The 24872-nt window shown below is 64.5% G+C and carries 9 protein-coding genes; all 9 read left to right on the plus strand.

The window, feature by feature from the left end; genetic code table 11:
- Window positions 1-31 precede the first annotated feature (31 nt).
- Window positions 32-2152, plus strand: coding sequence for a prolyl oligopeptidase family protein (locus ETR14_RS15340; RefSeq protein WP_243455536.1), 2121 nt, complete (start codon window positions 32-34; stop codon window positions 2150-2152).
- Window positions 2153-2214: 62 nt separating this feature from the next.
- On the plus strand, window positions 2215-2616 hold the full coding sequence (locus ETR14_RS15345) for a hypothetical protein (protein ID WP_129385929.1): 402 nt from the start codon (window positions 2215-2217) through the stop codon (window positions 2614-2616).
- Between the two features lie 35 nt (window positions 2617-2651).
- On the plus strand, window positions 2652-3284 hold the full coding sequence (locus tag ETR14_RS15350; protein ID WP_129385930.1) for an HAD hydrolase-like protein: 633 nt from the start codon (window positions 2652-2654) through the stop codon (window positions 3282-3284).
- Window positions 3285-3367: 83 nt separating this feature from the next.
- Window positions 3368-4927: a glutamine-hydrolyzing GMP synthase gene (gene guaA, locus ETR14_RS15355; RefSeq protein ID WP_129385932.1), complete on the plus strand. Its 1560-nt coding sequence runs from the start codon at window positions 3368-3370 to the stop codon at window positions 4925-4927.
- A 525-nt stretch (window positions 4928-5452) separates the two neighbouring features.
- A complete protein-coding gene (locus ETR14_RS15360; RefSeq protein ID WP_129385934.1) occupies window positions 5453-8929 on the plus strand; it encodes a calcium-binding protein in 3477 nt (1158 codons plus the stop codon).
- 38 nt (window positions 8930-8967) lie between these two features.
- Window positions 8968-12519, plus strand: a complete 3552-nt coding sequence (locus ETR14_RS15365) for a calcium-binding protein (protein ID WP_165356461.1) — start codon at window positions 8968-8970, stop codon at window positions 12517-12519.
- Window positions 12520-12557: 38 nt separating this feature from the next.
- The gene (locus tag ETR14_RS29240) at window positions 12558-16085 is read left to right on the plus strand and encodes a calcium-binding protein (RefSeq protein ID WP_165356462.1); all 3528 of its coding nucleotides are present in this window, start codon (window positions 12558-12560) and stop codon (window positions 16083-16085) included.
- Between the two features lie 45 nt (window positions 16086-16130).
- Window positions 16131-19697, plus strand: a complete 3567-nt coding sequence (locus ETR14_RS15375) for a calcium-binding protein (protein ID WP_165356463.1) — start codon at window positions 16131-16133, stop codon at window positions 19695-19697.
- Between the two features lie 164 nt (window positions 19698-19861).
- Window positions 19862-24865, plus strand: coding sequence for a type I secretion C-terminal target domain-containing protein (locus ETR14_RS29655; protein WP_129385941.1), 5004 nt, complete (start codon window positions 19862-19864; stop codon window positions 24863-24865).
- Window positions 24866-24872 lie beyond the last annotated feature (7 nt).

Below are 24872 nucleotides of genomic sequence, written 5' to 3' on the forward strand. Positions count from 1 at the left end.
CTTGCTGCTTGCCAGCGTGTCTCTGCCTGCGATGAACGACGCCGCTCCTGCCGCCGCCGCGCAGCCGGCCGCCGCGACTCCGCTCGCCTACCCCCCGACCGAGCGCCTTCCGGTCGTCGACACGCAATTCGGCATGCAGGTCGCCGATCCCTATCGCTGGCTGGAAGACGATGTCCGGGTGAACCCGAAGGTCAAGCAGTGGGTTGCCGACGAAAATTCTGTCACCGACGCCTATCTGTCGACCTTGCCGGGTCGCGCCGCCTTCACCAAGCGGATGACCGAGCTCTTCTCCTACGAGCGTTTCGGCATCCCCAGGAAGAAGGGCGGCAACTACTTCTACAGCCGCAACACCGGGCTCCAGAACCAGAATGTGCTGTATGTGCGCGATGGGCTGAACGGCACACCGCGGATGTTGATCGATCCGAACACCTGGTCGGCCGACGGCGCGACCGCGCTCGCCGAATGGTCCCCCTCCGAGGACGGCAAGCACCTGCTCTATTCGATCCAGGAGGGCGGCACCGACTGGCGGGTGGTCAAGGTGCTCGACGTCGCCAGCGGCAAGGTGCTGCCGGACGAGGTCCGCTGGGTGAAGTTCGCCAATCTGGATTGGGCGAAAGATGGCTCGGGCTTCTTCTATTCGCGCTTCCCCGAGCCGAAGGCCGACCAGCAATTCCAGTCGCTGAACGAGAAGCAGGCGGTCTACTTCCACAAGCTCGGAACCCCGCAGGCGCAGGACCGGCTGGTCTTCGCGCAGCCGGACCGTCCGAAGCTGTCCAACGTCGTTGAAGTGTCGGAAGACGGCAAATGGCTCATCGTCACCTCTTCGGAAGGAACCGACGAGCGGTACGAGATCACCCTGATCGACCTCGCCAGGCCGAACGTGCAGCCGCGCCGCTTCGTCACCGGTCTGGAGAATGCCTGGAGCTATGTCGGCAACGTCGGCGACACCTTCTACTGGGTGACGAACAAGGGTGCGCCGCGGCTCAAGGTCGTCGCCACCGACATCAACCGACCGGTGGCCGAAGCCCGCGATGTCGTGCCGGAGGATGCCGCGACGCTCGAAGGGGCGTCGTTGGTCGGCGGCCGCCTGATCCTGTCCTATCTCACCGATGCGAAGACCGAGGTCCGCAGCTTTTCGCTCGACGGCAAGCGGGTTGGAACGGTCGCTCTGCCGGGCATCGGCAGCGCCGCCGGGTTCAGCGGAGACGCGGACGATCCGGAGACCTTCTTTGCCTTCTCCAGCTACAATTATCCGACGACCATCTACCGCTACGATGTCGCAAGCGGACGGGCGACGCCCTGGGCGCAGCCAAAGGTCGCCTTCGATCCCGCCGATTTCACCGTCGAGCAGCGTTTCTACCCGTCCAAGGACGGCACCAGGATCCCGCTCTTCCTCGTCTACCGCAAGGGTCTCGATCTCGCGACGCCGCGTCCGACGCTGCTGTACGGCTATGGCGGCTTCAATGCCTCGATGACGCCCGGTTTCTCGGCGACGAACCTCGCCTGGATCGAGCAGGGCGGCGTCTATGCCGTGGCCAATCTTCGCGGCGGGGGCGAATATGGCAAGGCGTGGCACGATGCCGGCCGTCTCGCCAACAAGCAGAACGTGTTCGACGATTTCATCGCGGCGGCCGAATATCTGATCGACCGCAAGATCACGTCGAACAAGCAATTGGCGATTTACGGGCGTTCGAACGGCGGCCTGCTGATCGGCGCGGTCGTCAACCAGCGGCCCGATCTGTTCGCCGCGGCGCTGCCCGCGGTCGGAGTGATGGACATGCTCCGTTTCGATCGCTGGACGGCCGGCCGGTACTGGGTCGACGATTACGGCTACCCCGCCAAGGAAGCGGATTTCCGGACGCTGCGGGCCTATTCGCCCTACCACAACATCCGCTCGGGCGTGACCTATCCGGCGGTGCTCGCCACCACCGCCGACACCGACGATCGAGTCGTTCCCGGTCACAGCTTCAAATATGCGGCGGCGCTGCAGGCAGCCGATACCGGCTCTGCCCCCAAGCTGATCCGGATCGAAACGCGCGCCGGCCATGGCTCGGGCAAGCCGACCGAGAAGATCATCGAGGAATATGCCGACATGTGGGCGTTCATCGCCGCGCACACCGGCATGAACGTGACGGCTGCCCCCGGTCGCTGAGCCGGTTCAGCTTCGCGTCAGGCGGGGCGCGCTAGCGCTCCGCCCACCGGAGGAGGAACAACATGAAACCCATCGCTTTCGCGGCTGTCGCCGCCTTGGTTGCGACCAGTCTCGCGACGCCGGCAGACGCGCGCCGCTGGCATCGTTATCATCACAATGACGGCATCGACGGCGGCGATGTCGTCGCCGGCGTCGCAGTGGTCGGCGGCATTGCCGCGATCGCATCCGCGATCGGCTCGAACAACCGTCAGAAGCAGGACGATGCCGTCGATGCCTGCACCGGCGAGGCGGAAGGCCGCGCCAATGCCGATCTCAGCGAGATCACCCATGTCGAGAAGAGCAAGGGCTATTACACCGTGGAGGGCCTGCTCGGCGCCGATGGCGCGGGTGCGCCGACCAGCTTCACCTGCACCGTCCGCAACGGCCGCATCTACAGCATGCGCCTGAGCACCGACGAAGCCTGAACCCGCCGCCGCGATCCGACCCTTCCGCGGCCTCCATGTATCGCCTCGCCATCTTCGACTTCGACGGAACCCTCGCCGACAGCGCCGAGTGGTTCCTGTCGAGCCTCAACGACGTCGCCGATCGCTTCGGCTTCCGCCGCGTTTCCGATGAGGAGATCGCGATGCTGCGTCACCGCAGCAATCGCGAGATCGTCGACTATCTCGGCATCAAGACCTGGAAGCTGCCGCTGATCGCGCGGCACATGCGGGCGATGGTCGCGCGTGATGCCGAGCGCATACGATTGTTCGATGGCGCCGCCGCTTTGCTGGCGCGGCTGCGGGAGGGCGGCGTCGCCACCGCGCTCGTGACCTCCAACGCCGAAGCCAATGCCCGCCGGATCCTCGGCTCCGCGGCGACGCTGATCGATCATTATGCGTGCGGATCCGCCTTCTTCGGCAAGGCTGCCAAATTTCGCGCCGTGCTGAGGAAAGCAGGCATTCCGGCGCAGGCGGCGATCGCGATCGGCGACGAAACCCGCGACATCGACGCGGCGCGAGAGGCCGGCATAGCCGCGGGTGCCGTTTCATGGGGCTATGCTTCGGCTGAGGCGCTGGCCCGCTTCGCTCCGGACCATCGTTTCGCCGGCTTCGACGAGATCGAACGGCTGCTGCTTACGCCAGCCGGCTGAAGCGGCGGCCGGGGGCCTTGCTGGACAGAATTGCCTGCCCGGCCTATCGCGCGCGCATCCAATCCTGACGCCGCGGGGACCTCATGACCGTTCAGCCTTCCGATTCGATCCTCATCGTCGACTTCGGAAGCCAGGTGACCCAGCTCATCGCACGCCGGGTGCGCGAAGCCGGGGTCTATAGCGAGGTCGCACCGTTCAACCGGGCCGTCGAAGCGTTCGAGCGGCTGCAGCCCAAGGGCATCATCCTGTCGGGCGGACCCGCGTCGGTGACCACCGAGCAGAGCCCGCGGGCGCCGCAATTCCTGTTCGAAGCCGGCGTGCCGATGCTCGGCATCTGCTACGGTCAGCAATTGATGGCCGAGCAACTGGGCGGCAAGGTCGTTACCGGCGATCACAGCGAATTCGGCCGCGCCTTCATCGAGATTCAGCAGGATTGCGCCCTCTTCGACGGCCTTTGGCAGACCGGCGAGAAGCACCAGGTGTGGATGAGCCATGGCGACAAGGTGGACGCGATCCCGCCGGGCTTCCGCATCGTCGCCCAGTCTCCCGGCGCGCCTTTCGCCGCCACCGCCGACGAGGCGCGGCGCTTCTACGGCGTCCAATTCCACCCAGAGGTGGTGCACACGCCCGACGGCGCCAAATTGCTCGCCAACTTCGTCCACCGCGTCTGCGGCCTGTCGGGCGACTGGACCATGGCCGAGTTCCGCGCCACCAAGATCCAGGAGATACGCGAGCAGGTCGGCAGCGGCCGGGTGATTTGCGGCCTTTCCGGCGGCGTCGACAGCGCCGTTGCCGCAGTGCTCATCCACGAGGCGATCGGCCACCAATTGACCTGCGTGTTCGTCGATCACGGGCTGATGCGGCACGGCGAGGCCGAGCAGGTCGTGTCGCTGTTCCGCAACCATTACAACATCCCGCTCGTCCACGTCGACGTCGAGGATCTGTTCCTCGGCGGGCTCGCCGGAGTCACCGATCCCGAGGCCAAGCGCAAGTTCATCGGCAAGACCTTCATCGACGTGTTCGAGGCCGAGGCGAAGAAGGTCGGCGGGGCCGACTTCCTCGCCCAGGGCACGCTCTATCCGGACGTGATCGAGAGCGTCAGCTTCACCGGCGGTCCCTCGGTGACGATCAAGAGCCACCACAATGTCGGCGGCCTGCCCGAGCGGATGAACATGCAGCTGGTCGAGCCCTTGCGCGAATTGTTCAAGGACGAGGTGCGCGAGCTCGGCCGCGAATTGGGTCTGCCGGAAGCGTTCGTTGGCCGGCATCCGTTCCCCGGACCCGGCCTCGCGATCCGCATTCCGGGCGAAGTCACCAAGGAACGCTGCGATATCCTGCGCAAGGCCGATCTCATCTACCTCGAGGAGATCCGCAACGCCGGTCTCTACGACGCGATCTGGCAGGCCTTCGCGGTGCTGCTGCCGGTCCGCACCGTCGGCGTGATGGGCGACGGTCGCACCTACGACAATGTCTGCGCGCTGCGCGCGGTGACCTCCACCGACGGCATGACAGCCGACATCTACCCGTTCGACGCCGCCTTCCTCAGCCGCGTCGCGACCCGCATCATCAACGAGGTTCGCGGCATCAACCGCGTGGTCTACGACTACACCTCCAAACCCCCCGGCACGATCGAATGGGAGTGACGGCGAGGTAGCGAGGCTGCGGGGCAGCCTCGCCGCCGTCACTCGGCGCCGCAAGGGCGCCGTGCACGGCGAGGTAGCGAGGCTGCGGGGCAGCCTCGCCGCCGTCACTCGGCCAAATAGCGCGCGTGCGGGGCACGCGCGCCCCCGGCAGCGAGGCTGCGGGGCCGCTTCGCATCAGCGGCGCCTTCGGACCGCTCACAGCCGATCGTAAACGTCTGACGCACAAGACGATCTTGCGAATGCGAGATGACGAGGTCCCCCGCGCGTGCATTGTCATATGCCTGACCAAAGGCGACGCTAATGCGTGCCTGAAAGGTCCGACCATCATGCCCGAATCCTTGTTGATATATCCTGAACAGCCGTCTCGCCGCTTGGTGCGCGATTCGTGTTCTCGATGCGGCGCGGTTCGCTCATCACCCTGCTTCGAGCATTCTTTTCCTTCGTAATCAAAGCCTAATCGAGATCGTTTGCATTGCGGTAGCAAATCTATACTTGCGCCCAAGTATGCTTAAGAAAGGGTAAATAGTGGCTGGCGTCCAACTCCCCCTCCGTGGCTCGAAATCCTCCCCATCCCTCTTCACGGCCGAAAGCGGGCTCGCTCTCGCCGCGCCGACGCAGATCAACGGCACCTACAACGACGACGTCCTCAAAGGAACGCCCGGCGATGACATCATCGAGACGCTGAGCGGGTGGAATCGCGCCGACGGCGGCGGCGGCGATGACGTCATTCGCGGCGGCGGGGGCAACGATCGGCTATACGGCGACGCGGGCGACGACACGTTGGAAGGCGGGTTCGGAAGCGACGTCCTCTATGGCGGTGACGGCAATGATCGTCTCACGGGCGGTAACTCGACCAACTGGCTGGAAGGCGGCTTGGGCGACGATGTCGTCGTCGGAGGCGGTTGGATCGACATTGTCTGGATTCGCGAAGCGGGTTCGGACACCGTCTCGACCGGAGCCGGCAAGGACCAGGTCAATTACGACGCCGATGTCGCCGGCGATCACCAGGTGATCGACACGGGCAATGATGACGATCGGGTTCAGATCGACTCCCGCGGCGCGACCACCTTTCAGGTCGCCACCGGCGCGGGCAACGACCTCGTCCGGATCGCGCATCTGACGGCGCAAGCCGAGATCGGCCTTGGCGCGGGTGCCGATGTCGTCGAGATCAAGGCCGGCGCCCTCGCCCCCGGGGCGGCGATCATGTTCACGGATTTCCAGCCGGGCGCCGAAGGCGACCGCATCGACTGGATCGACTTTCTCGGCGAGGCGCTCGTCTCCTGGGATCGGGCGACTAACCCATTCGGCGCCGGCTATTTGCGGCTTCGCCAGGTCGGAGCGGATTCCGTGGTTGAGATCGACCGGGACGGCACCGGCGGCGCGAGCCCCTACCAGCCGCTGTTCATCTTCAACAACACCAACCGCGCAGACTTTCGCTCGACCAATCTCGGCGGCTTTCTTGCCAACGGCGCGGAGCCGCTGCCCTATGTGAAGACCGGCACCGACGCGGCCGACACGCTTTTCGGAACGATCGGCCACGACGTGATCGACGGCGCAGGCGGCGACGACTCGATCAAAGGCGGGGCCGGCAATGATCTGCTGCGCGGCGGCGCCGGTGTCGACAGGATCGAGGGCGAAGTCGGCGACGATGTCGTCGAGGGCGGCGACGGCAATGACAGTCTGCGCGGCGGCCGCGGCAACGATGTCGTCCGCGGTCAGGCGGGGCACGATTTCCTGTACGCGGATGCCGGCCGCGATGAGCTGGACGGCGGCGCCGGCAGCGACTGGATCCAGATCCAGGCAACGGATGTTCTCGCCAAGACCGCGCGCGGCGGCGCGGGCGAGGACCGGATCACGATCGAGGGCGCAAATGGCGGCGACTTCGTCATCGACGGCGGCAGCGAGAATGACTGGATCAGCCTCGCCGGGCTGCGCGGCACTGCCGACGTGACCCTGGGTGCCGGTGCGGACGTCTTGCGTCTCGATCCCAGCGCACCGGCATTGATCGCAGCCCAGGGGAGCATCATCGTTCGCGATTTGCAGACCGGTACCGGCGGCGACCGGCTGGAGTTCATCGATTTTCTTACCGCCGCGGCTCCGACGTGGGACGGGCGCAATCCGTTCGCGTCGGGCCACGCCCGTCTCGTCCAGAGCGGCGCCGACACCTTGCTGCAGATCGATGCCGACGGCGGCGGCGACGGCTTCCGCACCATCGTCACCTTCCAGGGCCGCAGCGCCTCGGCATTCTCGAGCTTCAATCTCGACGGCTTTTCTCCGACAGGCGCACTACCCGGCGGGTCGACCCTGACCGGAACCCAGGCGGACGACACGCTGCAGGGCGGACGCGGTGACGACGTGATCTACGGCCTCGGCGGCAAAGATGTCCTCAACGGCGACTTCGGCGACGACCAGATCCATGGCGGCAGCGGCTTCAATCATCTGAGCGGCGGTGCCGGCACGGATCGGCTGATTGGCGGTGCCGACGGCGACATCATCGATGGGGGCACGGGCGACGATTTCCTGGATGGCGGCGCGGGCGATGACTATCTCCATGACGATGCGGGATCGGACACGATCGTCGGGGGCGCCGGCAATGATCGCATCGAAGTGCGGCGCAACGGCGGTGCCGGCGACACGATCCGGATCGAGGGCGGCGACGGAGACGATGACATCATCTTCGATGTCCGCGCCAGCCCGGGCACCGTGCTTACCGCCGATGGCGGCGCGGGCAACGACCTGTTCGAAACGTATGCAATGTCAGGTGATGCGGTTTTGACGCTTGGCCAAGGTAGCGACCTCATCGTGGTCGGTAGCTATGCGGATTATGGAGAGCGAGCGCCGGTGACGGTAACCGTCACGGACTTTAACAGGGCAGAAGGAGACTGGTTAGGCCTGAAGTTCTACGATCCTGTGCAGGATCATTATAACTACGACTACCAAACCAACGCCTTCATGGCAGGGACAGCTCGCCTTGTTCAGGCGGGGAGCGATGTCAAAATAGATCTCCTGCGCAGCTCTGCTGGTGACGAATTCGTCTGGGATACCATGCTGATTCTGGAGGATGCCGATGCTGCTCCGCTGGCCTTTCGTGATATCTTCAACTCTTACCCTATCTACGGTAGCAATCTAAATGAGACCATAACATCCGCAGATATACCTCAGGTCGTGTTCAACATGTCGCAGGGCGGGGATGATAGCCTTACAAGCCTCGGCAATTACAATCTCTTTTATTTTGGCGGTGCCTACACGAATGGCGACAAGATCGTCGGCGGCAGCACTAACGGGGAAGATAGGCTGATCCTCCAGGGAAGTTATGGAGCCGAGTCGCCACTGGTGCTCGGCGGGCCGAACATCAATTCGGTGGATAGACTGGAGTTGCTGTCGGGCGCCGGCGTAGAATATTATCATCGAGCGCCCGCCGGCACGCTGTACCAATATGATTTGAAGATACTCGACTCGCTGGCCGGAGTGAAGGATATCTATGATTTCAAACAGGAATTTTTCGTCGATGCGAGCACGCTCCGCGTCGGTGAGGGTGCAGTGGTTGACGCGTCCGCGGAGAGCAGCGTTCGCTTTATCATGCATGGCGGCGCCGGCGACGATCGCCTGATCTCCGGGGGCGGCAGCGATGAATTGCAGGGCGGCGGCGGTGCCGACGTGCTGATCGGCGGCGGCGACCTCGACAGCTTCGTCTACACGGCAGTCAGCGACTCCACGTGGACCGCGCGCGATCGCATCGAGGGCCTGGAGGATTTCGATCTGATCGATCTCCACGGCATCGACGCCGACGGCAATGCCGCGAATGGCGACACGGCCTTCCGCCACATCGGTGCGGCGGCCTTCAGCGGCAGCGCCGGTGAACTGCGGGTCACGGCGGCTGTCGGCACGGCCAACGGCTGGCTGGTGGAGGGAGACACCAACGGCGACCGGGTGGGCGACCTGTCGATCCTGGTGGTGACGGCACCCGGAAATGAACAGGGACTCATCGACTTCTGGTTCTGAGTAATCGCTCGCTTTGTATGCTTAGGAAAGGAATACCCATGTCCGCTGGCCAACCGCTTCGCCGTACATCCAACCTCTTCGCGACCAGGGAAGGCGACACTCCAGCGCTTGTGGCACTCGCAACGCCGATCAACGGCGCCTCGGACGACGACATCCTCAAAGGCACCGCCGGCGATGATATCATCGAGGCGCTCGGCGGGCAGGACCGTGCCGACGGCGGCGGCGGCAATGACCTCATCCGCGGCGGCCTCGGCAACGATCGGCTCTATGGCGATGCGGGCGAGGACAGGCTGGAAGGCGGCGACGGCATCGATCAGCTCCACGGCGGCGCCGACAACGATGTCCTGATCGGCGGCGCGGGCAACGACACGCTCTATGGCGGGGACGGGAACGATCGCCTGGAGGGCGGCAGCGGCGCCTCGAACTGGCTCGAGGGCGGGCTCGGTGACGACGTCATCCTCGGCGGCGACCAGGTCGACATCGTCTGGATCCGCGAAGCAGGTTCGGACACCGTCTCGACCGGCGCCGGCAAGGACCAAGTGAACTACAGCGCCGATGTCGCCGATGGCGATCGCCAGATGATCGACACGGGCATTGACGACGATAGGGTTCAGATCGACTCGCGCGGCGCGACGACCTTCCAGATCGCGACCGGCGCGGGCAACGATCTCGTCCGGATCACCGGCCTTGCGGCGCAGGCGGAGATCGGCCTCGGCACCGGCACCGACGTAGTCGAGATCAAGGCCGGCGGTTTGGCTGCGGGCGCAGTGATCACCTTCACGGATTTCCAGGCGGGCGCCGACGGCGATCGGATCGACTGGATCGATTTCCTGGGTGGAGCGCTGGTCGGCTGGGATCGGTCGGCCAACCCCTTCGGCGCCGGTTTCCTGCGGCTTCGGCAGGTCGGGACGGATTCCGTCGTCGAGATCGATCGGGACGGCACAGGGGGCGCCACCGCCTACCAGCCGCTGCTTGTCTTCAAGAACACCAATGGTGCGGACTTCCACTCGGCCAATCTCGGCGGCTTCCGGGCCGACGGCGCCGAGCAGCCGGCTTACGTGAAGACCGGCACCGGTGCGGCCGAAACGCTCTCGGGCACGATCGGTCACGATGTGATCGACGGCGCCGGCGGGAACGACACGATCAACGGCGGGGCAGGCAACGACAGGCTGCGCGGCGGCGCGGGTGCGGACAGGATCGACGGCGAGATCGGCGACGATTTCGTCGAGGGCGGCGACGGCAATGACAGCCTGCGCGGCGGGCGCGGCACCGATGTCATCCTGGGTCAGGAAGGGCACGACTTCCTCTACGCGGACTCCGGCGCCGACGAACTCGACGGCGGCGCCGGCAGCGACTGGATCCAGATCCAGGCAACGGATGCTCTCACCAAGGTTGCGCGCGGCGACGCGGGCGAGGACCGGATCACGATCGAGGGCGCAAATGGCGGCGACTTCGTCATCGACGGCGGCAGCGGGAATGATTGGATCAGCCTCGCCGGGCTGCGCGGCACCGCCTACGTGACCCTGGGGCAAGATGTCGACGTCTTGCGGCTCGATCCGAGCGCACCGGATTTGCTCTTGACCGAGGGGAACGTCATCGTTCGCGATTTTGATACCGGCTTCTACTGGGGCTCTTCTACGGGCATCGACGGCGACCGCCTGGAGTTCGTCGATTTCCTCGCCGCTGCGGCGCCGACGTGGGACGGAAGCAATCCCTTCGCGTCGGGCTTCGCCCGCCTCGAACGGAGCGGCGACGACACGTTGCTGCAGATCGACGCGAATGGCGGCGGCGACAGCTTTCGCACGATCGTTACCTTCAAGGATCTATACCCCTTTTTCTTCACGAGCTTCAACCTCGACGGCTTCTCCCAGGGCGGTAGCGTGCCGGCCGGACACTCTCTGATCGGCACCGATGCCGACGACACCCTGCATGGCGGCCGTGGCAATGACGTCATCCAGGGCCTTGAGGGCTTCAACAAGCTCTACGGCGATTATGGCGATGACGAGATCCGGGGTGGAAGCTTCTACGACGAGATTCACGGCGAGGCCGGTGCGGATCGTCTGTACGGCGGCGCGGGATGGGACTGGCTGTATGGCGGTGCCGGTAACGACTTTCTCGATGGCGGCGAAGGCAACGACGTCATCCGGGACGATAGCGGGTCCGATACGATCCTTGGCGGTGCCGGCCTCGACAGCATCGAGGTGAATCGAAGCGGCAGCGCATCGGACACGATCCGGATCGACGGCGGCGCCGACAGCGACACCATGGCGCTCAACGTAGAGGGTGTCGGCGACGTCACGATCATTGCCGATGGTGGTGCCGGAAATGACCTGTTTCGAATAAATGCGATGACCGGCGATGCCGTGCTGACACTCGGTTCGGGCCGCGACCGCATCGAGGTGGGCGGCTACGTGCCGTACGGGGAGCGAGCGCCTGTCACGATCACCGTCACGGACTTCAACCGCGCAGAGGGAGACTGGGTCGACTTCACGCATTATGATCCGGCGTTCAACGATCCCCAGTTCGGTGACTTGTTTGCATTCATCGGCGGCGAGGCCCGTCTTGTCCAAGCTGGCGAAGATGCACGTATTGAATTTGTTCGCGACTGGAACGCAGAATTGCTCGTCTGGGATCCGATCATCATCCTTGAGAATGCGAACGCCTCGGACCTCACTCGAAGCTATTGGTACGACTCCAGTACAGTCTATGGCACGGAACTAGACGAGACGATTATTTCCGAAAGAGACCTTTCGCAGAATTTTAACATGTCTCAAGGTGGAAACGATTATGTCTCCGGAATTGGCCCGTACACCGAATTTTACTTCGGGGGCGCCTACACCGATGCCGATACGATCATCGGAGGAAACGAATACGGCCTCGATCGGCTGATCCTGCAGGGCAATTACGGCGTGGATACTCCCTTGGTTCTCGGAGGAGCGAATATCGATTCCATCGATCGACTGGAACTGCTTTCAGGGAGCAGCAGGGCATATTTTCATCGAGCGCCGGCCGGGACACTGTACCAATACAATTTCAAGATGCTGGACGGCATGGCCGGGCCACCTGACTCACACGTTGATAATCAAACCTTCATCGTGGACGCGAGCACGCTTGGCGCCGGTGAAGCGGCGATCGTCGATGCTTCCGCCGAAACCTACGTCTCGTACATCATGCGTGGTGGTGCCGGCGACGATCGCTTCATCGGCGGCGGTGGCGGCGATGAATTGCGGGGCGGCGGCGGCGCCGACCAGCTGTTCGGCGGCAGCAACGTCGACAGGTTCGTCTACACCGCAGCGAGCGACTCGACGGCGGCAGCGCGCGATCTCATCGGGGGATTTACCGCGGATCTGATCGATCTCAGCGCAATCGACGCCGACGGCGATGCCGCGAATGGCGACACTGCGTTCCGCCACATCGGTGCGGCCGCCTTCAGCGGCAGCGCCGGTGAACTGCGGGTCACGGCAGCTGGCGGGACGCCCAACGGCTGGCTGGTGGAGGGCGACACCGACGGCGATGGTGTCGGCGATCTGTCGATCCTGGTCGTGACAGAGCCGGGAAATCAGCTCGGCGCTAGCAGCTTCTGGTTCTGAGTAATCGCGCGCTTTGTATGCTTAGGAAAGGAATGCCCGTGTCCGCTGGTCAACTGCTTCGCCGTACATCCAATCTCTTCGCGGCCAAGGAAGCCGACACTGCAGCTCTTGGCGCATTCCCGACGCAGGTCAACGGCACCTCCACCGACGATGTCCTCAAGGGAACGGCCGGCGATGACATCATCGAGGCGCTCGGCGCGCAGGATCGCGCCGACGGCGGGGACGGCAACGACGTCATCCGCGGCGGTGCGGGGCACGACCGGCTGTACGGCGACGCGGGTGAGGACCGTCTGGAAGGCGGCGACGGCACCGATCAGCTCTACGGCGGCGCCGACAACGACATTCTGATCGGCGGGGCGGGCAACGATCTCCTCTATGGCGGCGCGGGCAACGATCGTCTCGAGGGCGGTAGCGGCGCCTCGAACTGGCTCGAAGGCGGTCTCGGCGATGACGTCATCCTCGGCGGCGATCAGGTCGACATCGTCTGGATTCGCGAAGCGGGTTCGGACTCCGTCTCGACCGGAGCCGGCAAGGACCAGGTGAACTACAGCGCCGATGTCGCCGGCGATCACCAGGTCATCGACACAGGCATTGACGACGATCGGGTTCAGATCGACTCGCGGGGCGCGACAACCTTCCAGATCGCAACCGGCGCGGGCAACGACCTCGTCCGGATCACCGGCCTTGCGGCGCAGGCGGAGATCGGCCTCGGCGCCGGCACCGACGTAGTCGAGATCAAGGCCGGCGGTTTGGCTGCGGGCGCGGTGATCACCTTTACCGATTTCCAGCCGGGTGCGGACGGCGATCGGATCGACTGGATCGATTTCCTCGGACAGGCGCTGGCCTCCTGGGATCGATCGACAAACCCGTTCGGCGCCGGCTTCCTGCGCCTCCGGCAGGTCGGATCGGACTCGGTCGTCGAAATCGACCGGGACGGCACCGGCGGTGCCGGGGCCTATCAGCCGTTGTTCGTCCTCAAGAACACCAATGGTGCGGACTTCCGCTCGACCAATCTCGGCGGCTTCCGGGCCGACGGCGCCGAGCAGCCTGCTTATGTGAAGACCGGCACCGATGCGGCCGAGACTTTCTCCGGCACGACCGGCCATGACGTGATCGACGGCGCTGGCGGCAACGACACGGTCGGCGGCGGGGCGGGCAACGATCTGCTGCGCGGCGGCGCCGGCGCGGACAGGATCGACGGCGAAGTCGGCGACGATCTCGTCGAGGGCGGCGACGGCGATGACAACCTGCGCGGCGGCCGCGGCAACGATGTCGTTCGCGGCCACGCTGGACATGACTTCCTTTATGCGGATGCCGGGCGCGACGAACTCGATGGCGGTGCCGGCAGCGATTGGATCCAGATCCAGGCTACGGACGCCTTCACCAAGACCGCGCTCGGCGGTGCCGGTGAGGATCGGATCACGATCGAGGGCGCTGAGGGCGGCGACTTCGTCATCGACGGTGGCAGCGAAAACGACTGGATCAGCCTGAGCGGCCTCGGCGGCACTGCGTATGTGAACATGGGTGCGGGTGCGGACGTCCTCCGGCTTGAGCCGAACGCACCGGAGCGCCTGGCAATCGAGGGCGGCGTCGTCGTCGGCGACTTCGAAGCCGGCGCCGCCGGCGACCGGCTGGAGTTTGTCGATTTCCTCAGCGCCGCGGCTCCGATGTGGGACGGGAGCAATCCGTTCGCCTCGGGCCATGTTCGGCTCATGCAGAGTGGCGCCGATGCTCTGCTGCAAGTCGATACCGACGGCGGCGCCGACAGCTTCCGGACGATCGTCACCTTTCAGGGCCGCAGCGCCTCCACATTCTCCAGCTTCAATCTCGACGGCTTTTCACCGACCGGCGCGGTTCCGGCCGGACGCGCCCTGATCGGCACCGACGCGGGCGACACTCTCAGCGGCGGCCGCGGCAACGACGTGATCGATGGCTTGAACGGCAACGACATGCTCCGCGGCGATCTCGGCGACGACGAGCTGCGCGGCGGTGGCTCCTCGGACGAACTCTATGGCGGGGCCGGTAGCGACCGGCTGCTTGGCGGGGACGGCGGGGACCGCCTCGACGGCGGTGCCGGCGATGACGTTCTCGACGGCGGCGGCGGCAACGATGTCATTCGCGACGATTTCGGTTCGGACACCATTCGTGGAGGCGCCGGTGCGGACCGAATTGACGTCATCCGGGACGGTCACGCCTCGGACACGATCGTGATCGACGGCGGCAACGACGACGACGTCATTACGTTGGATGTCGACAGCATCGGCGGCGGCGTGTCGGTGATTGCCGATGGCGGTGCCGGAAACGATTATTTCAACATTCAGGGGATGAGCGGCAACGCCGTAGTTACGCTGGGAGAGGGGCGCGACACGATCCGGGCTGCCGGCTACGCCCCTTATGGTGATCGAAGTCCGATCACGGTTACCGTCAAGGACTTCAAATATGGCGAAGACAGGTTCGATCTGAGTTCCTACGACCCCAAGATGGCGGGAGACTACAGGTTCGGGGAAACCTGGGTGTGGCTCTACGGTCCCGCTCGCATCGTTCAGGCGGGCGATGATACCAAGATCGAGTTCCTCCGGGGTCGCGAGGGCGATGCATATGCATGGGACACCGTCTTTATCCTCGAAGATGTCGATGCCACGCCCTTCGTTCATACCTTTATGACGGATGCGAGCCCCATCTATGGTTCCGCGTTGAACGAGGTGATCGTCGCTGAAGAAGGCCGGACCGCTATCTTCAACATGTCTCAAGGTGGAGACGATAGCCTCACCGCCAATGGTTTGCACAGCCGCTTCTATTTCGGGGGAGCATATACCGAAGCTGATACGATCGTGGGCGTTAGCGGATCGAGCGAGGATCTCTTCATACTTCAGGGCAACTATGGGCAGGATGCGCCTCTGGTGCTTGGTTATGAGAATATGAAATACATCGACGATATGAGACTGCTCTCGGCGTCCAAGACCGATTTCTTCCATCTGGCGGCGGCCGGAACATCGTACCACTATAATTTGAAGCTGCTGGATAGTCTGGCTGTACCGAGCGACGACAACCCGTATTTCTGGGACTTCGAGGTCGATGCGAGCAGCCTCGGCACGAGTGAAACCGCTGCTGTGGACGCATCCGACGAGGCGAGCATGCGCTACGTCATGCGTGGCGGCGGCGGTGACGACCGCTTCGTCGGCGGCGCCGGCGACGATCAACTGGTCGGGGGTGGAGGAAGCGACCGTCTTTCCGGCGGCGCAGGCAGCGATACTTTTAAATATCTCGCTGCGAGCGAATCGACGGCCGTCAAGCGCGACGTCATTACAGATTTCGCCAAGGGCGACCGGATCGATGTTCAGTTCGACGCCGTGGACGACGGACGAAACTCCTACGAGCGATTCCACTTCATCGGCACCGCCGCGTTCAGCGGCACCGCAGGCGAGCTTCGGGCGAACTATGGCCCGGGTCCGGAATATGGCTGGCTGGTCGAAGGCGACACCAACGGTGACGGCGCGGCCGATCTCTCGATCCTCGTCCTGACGACCCGCGGCTATCAGATGACCACTGCCGACTTCTGGTTCTGAGGGCCATCGCTCAGCTCTCTCTGTATGCTTAGGAAAGGAAGACCAATGTCCGCTGCCCACCAGTTACGCCGCACATCCAATCTCTTCGCGACCAAGGAAGCCGATGCTCTGGCGCTTGGCGCGCTCGCAACGCCGATCAACGGCGCCTCGACCGACGACATCCTCAAAGGCACCGCCGGCGATGATATCATCGAGGCGCTCGGCGGGCAGGACCGTGCCGACGGCGGCGGCGGCAATGACCTCATCCGCGGCGGCGTTGGCAACGATCGGCTCTATGGCGATGCGGGCGAGGACAGGCTGGAAGGAGGCGACGGCATCGATCAGCTCCACGGCGGCGCCGACAACGATGTCCTGATCGGCGGCGCGGGCAACGACACGCTCTATGGCGGGGACGGGAACGATCGCCTGGAGGGCGGCAGCGGCGCATCGAACTGGCTCGAGGGCGGTCTTGGCGACGACGTCATCCTCGGCGGCGACCAGGTCGACATCGTCTGGATCCGCGAAGCAGGTTCGGACACCGTCTCGACCGGCGCCGGCAAGGACCAAGTGAACTACAGCGCCGATGTCGCGGGCGATCACCAGGTGATCGACACCGGCAATGACGACGATCGCGTTCAGATCGACTCCCGCGGCGCGACGACCTTCCAGATCGCGACCGGCGCGGGCAACGATCTCGTCCGGATCACCGGCCTTGCGGCGCAGGCGGAGATCGGCCTCGGCACAGGCACCGACGTCGTCGAGATCAAGGCCGGCGGTTTGGCTGCGGGCGCAGTGATCACCTTCACGGATTTCCAGGCGGGCGCCGACGGCGATCGGATCGACTGGATCGATTTCCTGGGTGGAGCGCTGGTCGGCTGGGATCGGTCGGCCAACCCCTTCGGCGCCGGTTTCCTGCGGCTTCGGCAGGTCGGATCGGACTCCGTCGTCGAAATCGACCGGGACGGCACGGGCGGGCCCGGCGCCTATGACACGCTGTTGGTCTTCAAGAACACCAATGGCGCGGATTTCCGCTCGACCAATCTCGGTGGCTTCCGCGCCGACGGCGCCGAGCAGCCGGCCTATGCGAAGACCGGCACCGATGCGGCCGAGACGCTTGCCGGCACGATCGGCCACGACGTGATCGACGGCGCCGGCGGCGACGACACGATCAATGGGGGCGCAGGCAGCGACATGCTGCGCGGCGGCGCGGGTGCGGACAAGATCGACGGCGATATCGGCGACGATCTCGTCGAGGGCGGCGACGGCAATGACAGCCTGCGCGGCGGGCGCGGCACCGATTTCGTCCAGGGCCAGGCCGGGCACGACTTCCTCTACGCGGACTCCGGCGCCGACGTACTCGATGGCGGCGCCGGCAGCGACTGGATCCAGATTCAGGCAAGTGATGCTCTCACCAAGACGGCGTGGGGCGGCGCGGGCGAGGACCGGATCACGATCGACGGCGCAAATGGCGGCGACTTCATCATCGACGGCGGCAGCGAGAATGACTGGATCAGCCTCTCCGGGCTGCGCGGCACCGCCTACGTGACCCTGGGGGCCGATATCGACGTCTTGCGGCTCGATCCGAGCGCAGCGGATTTGCTCTTGACCGAGGGGCACATCATCGTTCGCGATTTTGACACCGGATTCTACGGCGACTCGTCTACGGGCATCGACGGCGACCGCCTGGAGTTCGTCGATTTCCTCGCCGCCGCGGCGCCGACGTGGGACGGAAGCAATCCCTTCGCGTCGGGCTTCGCCCGCCTCGTATGGAGCGGCGACGACACGTTGCTGCAGATCGATGCGAATGGCGGCGGCGACAGCTTCCGAACGATCGTTACCTTTCAGGATCAATACCCCTTTTTCTTCACAAGCTTCAACCTCGACGGCTTCTCCCAGGGCGGTACCGTGCCGCCTGGACTGGTACTGGTCGGCACCGATGCCGACGACACCCTGCATGGCGGCCGCGGCAATGACGTCATCCAGGGCCTCGAGGGCTTCAACAAGCTCTACGGGGATTATGGCGATGACGAGATCCGCGGCGGCAGCTTCTACGACGAGATTCACGGCGAGGCCGGTGCGGATCGCCTGTACGGCGGCGCGGGCTGGGACTGGCTCTACGGCGGTGCCGGCGACGATTATCTCGACGGCGGCGAAGGCAACGACACCATTCGCGACGATAGCGGATCCGATACGATTTTTGGCGGTGCCGGCTTCGACAGCATCGAGGTGAACCGAAGCGGCGACCAGTCGGACACCATCGTGATCGATGCCGGAAGCGGCTACGATTACATCCAGCTCAACGTTGACAGCACCGGCGATGTGACCGTCTACGCCGATGGCGGCGCCGGTGACGACGCTTTCCGAGTTGACGCAATGACCGGCAATGCCGTGCTCACGCTCGGTGAAGGAAACGACAAGATCTATATCGGAGGCTATGTGCCTTATGGCGACAGGCCGCCGGTCACGATCACGGTGAAGGACTTTCAGCCGGGCGACAGCTTCGACTTGTCCGGCTACAATCCGGTTTTCAACGACTTGAGATACGGGGATCTCTGGGCATTCCTGTTCGGGCCCGCGCGCATCGTTCAGGCCGGTCAAGACACGCGGATCGAGTTCCTTCGCGGGCGCGAAGGGGATGCGTACGTCTGGGACACCATCCTCATTCTCGAGAAAGCCGATGCCAACCGGTTCGTCCGCGGTTACTATTTCGACACCAGCCCGATCTACGGCTCCGACCTTGATGAAACCATCGTTGGAGAATGGACGAACACGCTCAACATGTCGCAGGGCGGCAACGACACGGTAAGTCTCAGCAACAACGACAACCGCTTTTACTTCGGCGGTGCCTATACCGGGGAGGACACCATCCGCGGCGGAAGCGAATATGGCAATGACACGCTGATCCTGCAGGGCGTCTATGGATCCGGCGCCGCCGTGCTGCTTGGTGAGCCAAATATCCATTCCATTGAGAGACTGAGACTGCTCTCGGGCGCCGACACCGAATTCTTCCATCTCGCGCCGGAGGGCACTCGATACCAGTATAATCTCAAGCTGCTCGACAGCCTGGCAGGTGCCCCCGACAAATATGAGGCCAATCCGAATTTCCTGGTCGATGCGAGCACGCTTCGCTCCGGCGAAGGGGCGATCGTCGATGCCTCGGCCGAAACGACGGTTCGCTACGTTCTGAATGGCGGCGCGGGCGATGATCGCTTCCTCGGCGGCGGCGGCGGCGATGAACTGCACGGCGGCGGTGGAAACGATCATCTGAGGGGCGGCGGCGGTGCCGACCAGCTGTTCGGCGGAAGCGGCAGCGACACGTTCGAATATGCTGCAACCACGGACTCTACGGCTGCGGCGCGCGACAGCATCGCCGATTTCGCACGATTGGATCGGATCGATCTCAGCGCGATCGATGCCGATGGGAATGCCGGCAACGGCAACCAGGATTTCCGATTCGTGGGTGCTGCGGCCTTTGGCGGCAGCGCCGGAGAGGTCCGCGTGATCGCGGACGTGAACTCGGCCGGCGGCTGGTTGGTCGAGGGGGACTTCGACGGCGATCGGATTGCCGATGTTTCGATCCAGGTCGTTGCGGAATCCAGCTTCGCCTGGGTCGCCAGCGATTTCGTACTTTAGCGCAGGTCTCGCGGCTGTTCCGCGGTGATGCGTCGCTGAGGAACAGCCGTTCAAGTCTGTTTCGCCGCGCCCGCTGCGTGTCGTTTCGGGATCTTAGCGCACGGGATCATTGCATTACCATCCGCTCCGGCTAATCCTGTTGTGAAAGTCAGGGGAGGGGTATCGTGGCAAATTTCAACAGCCGTTCCGGCAGCGATGTGTCGCGCCAGGATATCATCGCGGCGCAGGTTGCCGGGACTTCCGGCCCGGACACGCTCATCGGTACAGCCGGCGACGACGTCATCGAGGGTTTCGGCCAAAACGACCAACTTTCCGGCCGCGGCGGCGACGACGTTCTCCTCGGCGGTGACGGCGCGGATATCCTTTACGGCGAGGAAGGTGATGATCGCCTGGAGGGCGGTGCCGACGCGGATTATCTGGTCGGCGGCATCGGCCAGGACGTTCTCGTCGGCGGCGACGGAGACGACAATTTCTCGATCGGCCAGGGGGCGGACGTCGTCGACGGCGGCGCCGGCCGCGACACGGTCGACTTCTATTCCAATGCGAACGAAGGCCAGATCATTATCGAGACCGGCGCCGACGCCGACATCGTGCGCATCGTCTCGGGCAATTCAACGAGGTTCGAGATTGCGACGGGAACGGGCGCGGATCTCGTCGAAGTCGGCGCCCTGCTTGGTGAAGCGACGATCGATCTTGGTGCTGGTGCTGACCGAGTCAGGATCGAAAACTTCGCGCTTTCTTCCGCCGGCCGAGTCTCCTTCCTGAACTTCGACGCCGGTGCCACGGGCGATCGTATCGATCTGGTGGGCTTTCTTACGTTTTCGGTGCCCAGCTGGGATCACATGTCGAACCCGTTCGCCAGCGGTATTCTGCGTCTGGTCCAGGACGGCGCTGACGCCGTGCTCGAGCTGGACGCGAGTGGCGGTGGAGACAGCTACAGGCCGATCCTCGTCTTCACCGGAAGCAACGTGGCGTCGTTTACGGCGGAGAATTTCGATGGCTACCGACCCGACGGCGGGATCGCAGCTGGCGCCGCTATCTCCGGCACCGGAGCGCCAGACCAACTTGACGGGACTTCTGGAGACGATCTGATCTCGGGCCTCGGCGAGCGCGATCGCCTCGAAGGCGGTGGGGGCGATGATACGCTGCGCGGCGGCGACGGTGACGACGAACTTTACGGCGAGATCGGCGATGACATTCTCGAAGGCGGCGCCGACAACGACTATCTGGACGGTGGCTTCGGCGACGATATCGTCTCCGGTGGTGCGGGGAACGATTACCTCAAAGCCGAATTTGGTTCCGACACGCTGGATGGCGGCAGCGGCGGAGACACGCTCTACCTGAATCCGCAAAGTGCCGTGACGATCACGGCATCAGGCGGCGACGACGTAGATAACCTGTTTGTCTACGATTCGTGGAGAGGGCATTTCGTGCTGGATGGGGGGAGCGGAAGGGATCTCATAAACATCATCGACTTGAGAGGCACTGCAGACATCACTTTGGGAGGCGGTGCGGACAGGCTCTTGCTGTCTGGTCCCGAGGCAAGTCTGGCGACGCAAGGCTTCATAACGGTTCGCGACTTCGCAACAGGAGCATCCGGAGACGTTCTCGAATATTTCGAGTTTCTCTCCGCCGCAACGAATTGGGATGGAGCAGAGAATCCCTTTGGCGCGGGTTTCCTGCGCCTGCGCCAGAGCGGCAGCAGCACTCTGCTTGAGATCGATCCGACAAGCTCAGGCAGCTATCGCCCCTTCATCGCGTTCGAGAACAGTGTCGCATCAAGCTTCACGTCCAGCAATTTCGGGGGCTTTTCACCCGACGGAGCGCCGCCGCCACCGGTGATCGAGACTGGAGGAACAGGCGACGATCAACTCCTGGGGGGTGCGGGCGACGACCTGCTTGCTGGCGGAGACGGGAATGACGTTTTGAGCGGCGGCGCCGGCGCAGACGAGTTGCGGGGCGGCAGGGACGCGGATCGCCTGACGGGTGCGGCGGGTGCGGACAACCTGTTCGGCGGCGACGGCAACGACTCTCTGGACGGTGGGTTGGGGGACGATCTTCTCGACGGTGGTGATGGCAACGACCTCATCTTCGACGATTTTGGCTCGGATCGGATTGTCGGCGGGGGTGGTGCAGACAGGATCATTGTTCAACGCTTCGCTGACGGAACGGGGCTTGTGACCGTTGACGCCGGCGAAGGCGATGACGACATTCAATTGTCGTCTTATAGTAGCGAGTCGCTCGTCTATACGGTTGATAGCGGAGACGGCGATGATTTCGTGTCGTTCGGCTTCATGCTCGCTGATCTGACTGTGACGCTGGGTAGCGGACGCGACATCTTGTACGCCCATGAAGCGCGGGGTTCCGGTCGATCCCTGAGCGTTCTCGTCACCGACTTCACCTCTGGAGCATCCGGCGACCGCTTGAACGTCACGGATCTGCTTCATGGCTACACCAATGCACCTGATCCATTCGCTGCGGGCTACGCACGGCTGGTCCAGTCCGCCGGCGATACCCTTGTCCAGATTGATGTCGACGGTGCGACAGGTGGCAGGTTTGACACCGTGTTCGTGCTCTCCGGCGTCAATGCCGCTGCGTTAACGGCGGCCAATATCGGGTACGATGTCACGACGTTCCACGGCAGTGCGCTGGCCGAGAACATCGTCGCAACCTCCCGAAACGAGCTTTTCGACCTCTCGCAAGGCGGAGCCGATCGGATCCTCGGGGCGGCAGGCGACGATCGGATCTATCTCGGAGCCGCGTTCGGTGCAGGCGACCTGGTCCAGGGCGGCATCGGCACGGATGTTCTCGCCTTGCAGGGCGATTATGGCGCTGGAACTCCGATGCTCCTTGGAACGGCCAACCTGCGCGGCGTCGAGACCCTGCTCCTGCTCGCCGCGGCCGATAACCGCTTCGGCTACGCTTCGGCGCCCGGCACCGCCTTTCACTACGCACTCGTTCTTCAGGATGACCTGCTCGGCGGGGCGGCGACCTTGCTGATCGACGGGAGCGGGCTCACCGCTGCCGAGACGCTCGACATCGACGGCTCGGCGGAAGCATTTAATTCTTATACGATGCGCGGCGGCATGGGGGCAGACCGGCTGATCGGCGGCGGCGGCAACGATCTGCTTGAGGGCGGCGGCGGCAGCGATGTGCTGGAGGGTCTCGGCGGCACCGATACCTTGCACGGCAATGCCGGGGACGACGTCTACATCGTCGGCAGCGGCGATCTCGTCGTCGAAAGCACCGGCGGAGGGATGGACACGGTGCGCACGACCGCCGCGTCCTATACGCTCACCGCTAATGTCGAAAATCTCGTCGGCACAGCCACGACGGGGCAGAGCCTGATCGGCAACGGACTCGTCAACGCGATCGAGGGTGGCAACGGCAACGACACGCTGGACGGCGCTGGCGGTGCCGACATCCTGAAGGGCGGCTTGGGCGACGACATCTATGTTGCGGACGCCGGCGACATGCTGATCGAGGCGGCAAATGCGGGCACCGACGAAGTGCGGGTGGTGCTCGGCGCTTATTCGCTCGGCATCCATCTGGAGAACCTGACCGGCCTGTCGACGGGCGGCCAAGCGCTCACGGGCAACGGCAGCGCCAACGTGATCACCGGGGCGGGCGGCAACGACACGCTCGATGGCGCCGCTGGCGCCGACACGCTCCGCGGCGGCCTCGGCAACGACATCTACGTCGCGGACGAGGCCGATATCGTAATCGAAGCGGCCGGCGCCGGCACCGACGAAGTACGCACCGCGGCGTCCTCCTACCGGCTGGCAGCGAACATCGAGATCCTGACCGGTATCTCGGCGACCGGCCAGACGCTTACCGGCAACGAGGTCGACAATCTTCTTGATGGCGGTGCCGGCAACGACATCATGAACGGTCTCGGCGGCGCTGACACGCTGCGCGGCAATGGCGGCAACGACGTCTACATCGTCGGTGCCGGCGACGTGGTGGTCGAGGCATCCGCAAACGGCAGCGACCGGGTCCGAACGGCGCTCGCTTCCTATTCGCTCACCGCCAATGTCGAAGAACTGGTCGGCACAGCGGCCACTGGGCAGATCCTGATCGGCAACGACCTTGCCAACACGATCACCGGCGGCGCCGGCAGCGACACTCTCGATGGCGGCCTCGGTGCCGACCGGATGGTCGGGCTCGGCGGCAACGATGTCTATCTGGTCGACAATTTGGGCGACGTCGTCGTCGAAGCGGTAGGCGAAGGGGTGGACGAAGTTCGCACCGCGCTCGGCAGCCGCACCGACTTCAGCCAGCTCTACGTGCTCGCCGCCAATGTCGAGACTTTCACCGGCACCTCGACGACGGGGCAGGGCGTGCGCCTCAATGCCGGTGACAATGTCGTGCGGGTGCTGATGGGTAACGACCTGCTCGTGCTCGACGACGGTGGCAACGACCAGGTCAATGCCGGCGGCGGCGCGGACTTCCTCTACATGGGCGCGGCGTTCGGCAACGGCGATGCGCTGAACGGCGGCGCCGGCAACGACACGGTGTCGCTGACCGGCACTTACGCGCTCACCCTCCAGGCCGACGATCTCGTCTCGATCGAGAAGCTGATCCTCGACAGCTCCGGCAATGCGGCGGCGCCCTACACCTATGCGCTCGTCATGAACAACGCCAATGTCGCCGCCGGCCAGCAGCTGGTGGTCGCGGCCGAGGCGCTGCTCGCCGGCGAGGTGCTGAGCTTCAACGGTGCCGGCGAAACCGACGGCAGCTACAGCGTCCAGGGCGGCCGCGGCGGCGATACGATCGTCACCGGCGCCGGTGCCGACCGGATCTGGGGCAATGGCGGTGCCGATCTCCTCACCGGCGGTGCCGGCAAGGACCTGTTCGACTATCGCGCGGCTAGCGACTCCACCGCCGCTGCGCGCGATCGGATCGGCGACTTCGCCGCCGGCGACCAGATCCTGCTCCAGGCGATCGATGCCGACGGCGCTGCCGGCAATGGCGACAGCGCTTTCCGCTTCGTCGGCGCGGCGGCGTTCAGCCACAGCGCCGGCGAGCTTCGCGCCAGCGCCGCGACAGGCATTCCGAACGGCTGGCTGGTCGAAGGCGACGTCAATGGCGACGGCATCGGCGATCTTTCGATCCTCGTCGTTGCGACGCCAGGCTATCAGCTCAGCGCCGCCGACTTCGTGCTGTGAGACCTGG

The organism is Sphingosinicella sp. BN140058 (genome assembly GCF_004135585.1).
GTDB lineage: Bacteria > Pseudomonadota > Alphaproteobacteria > Sphingomonadales > Sphingomonadaceae > Allosphingosinicella.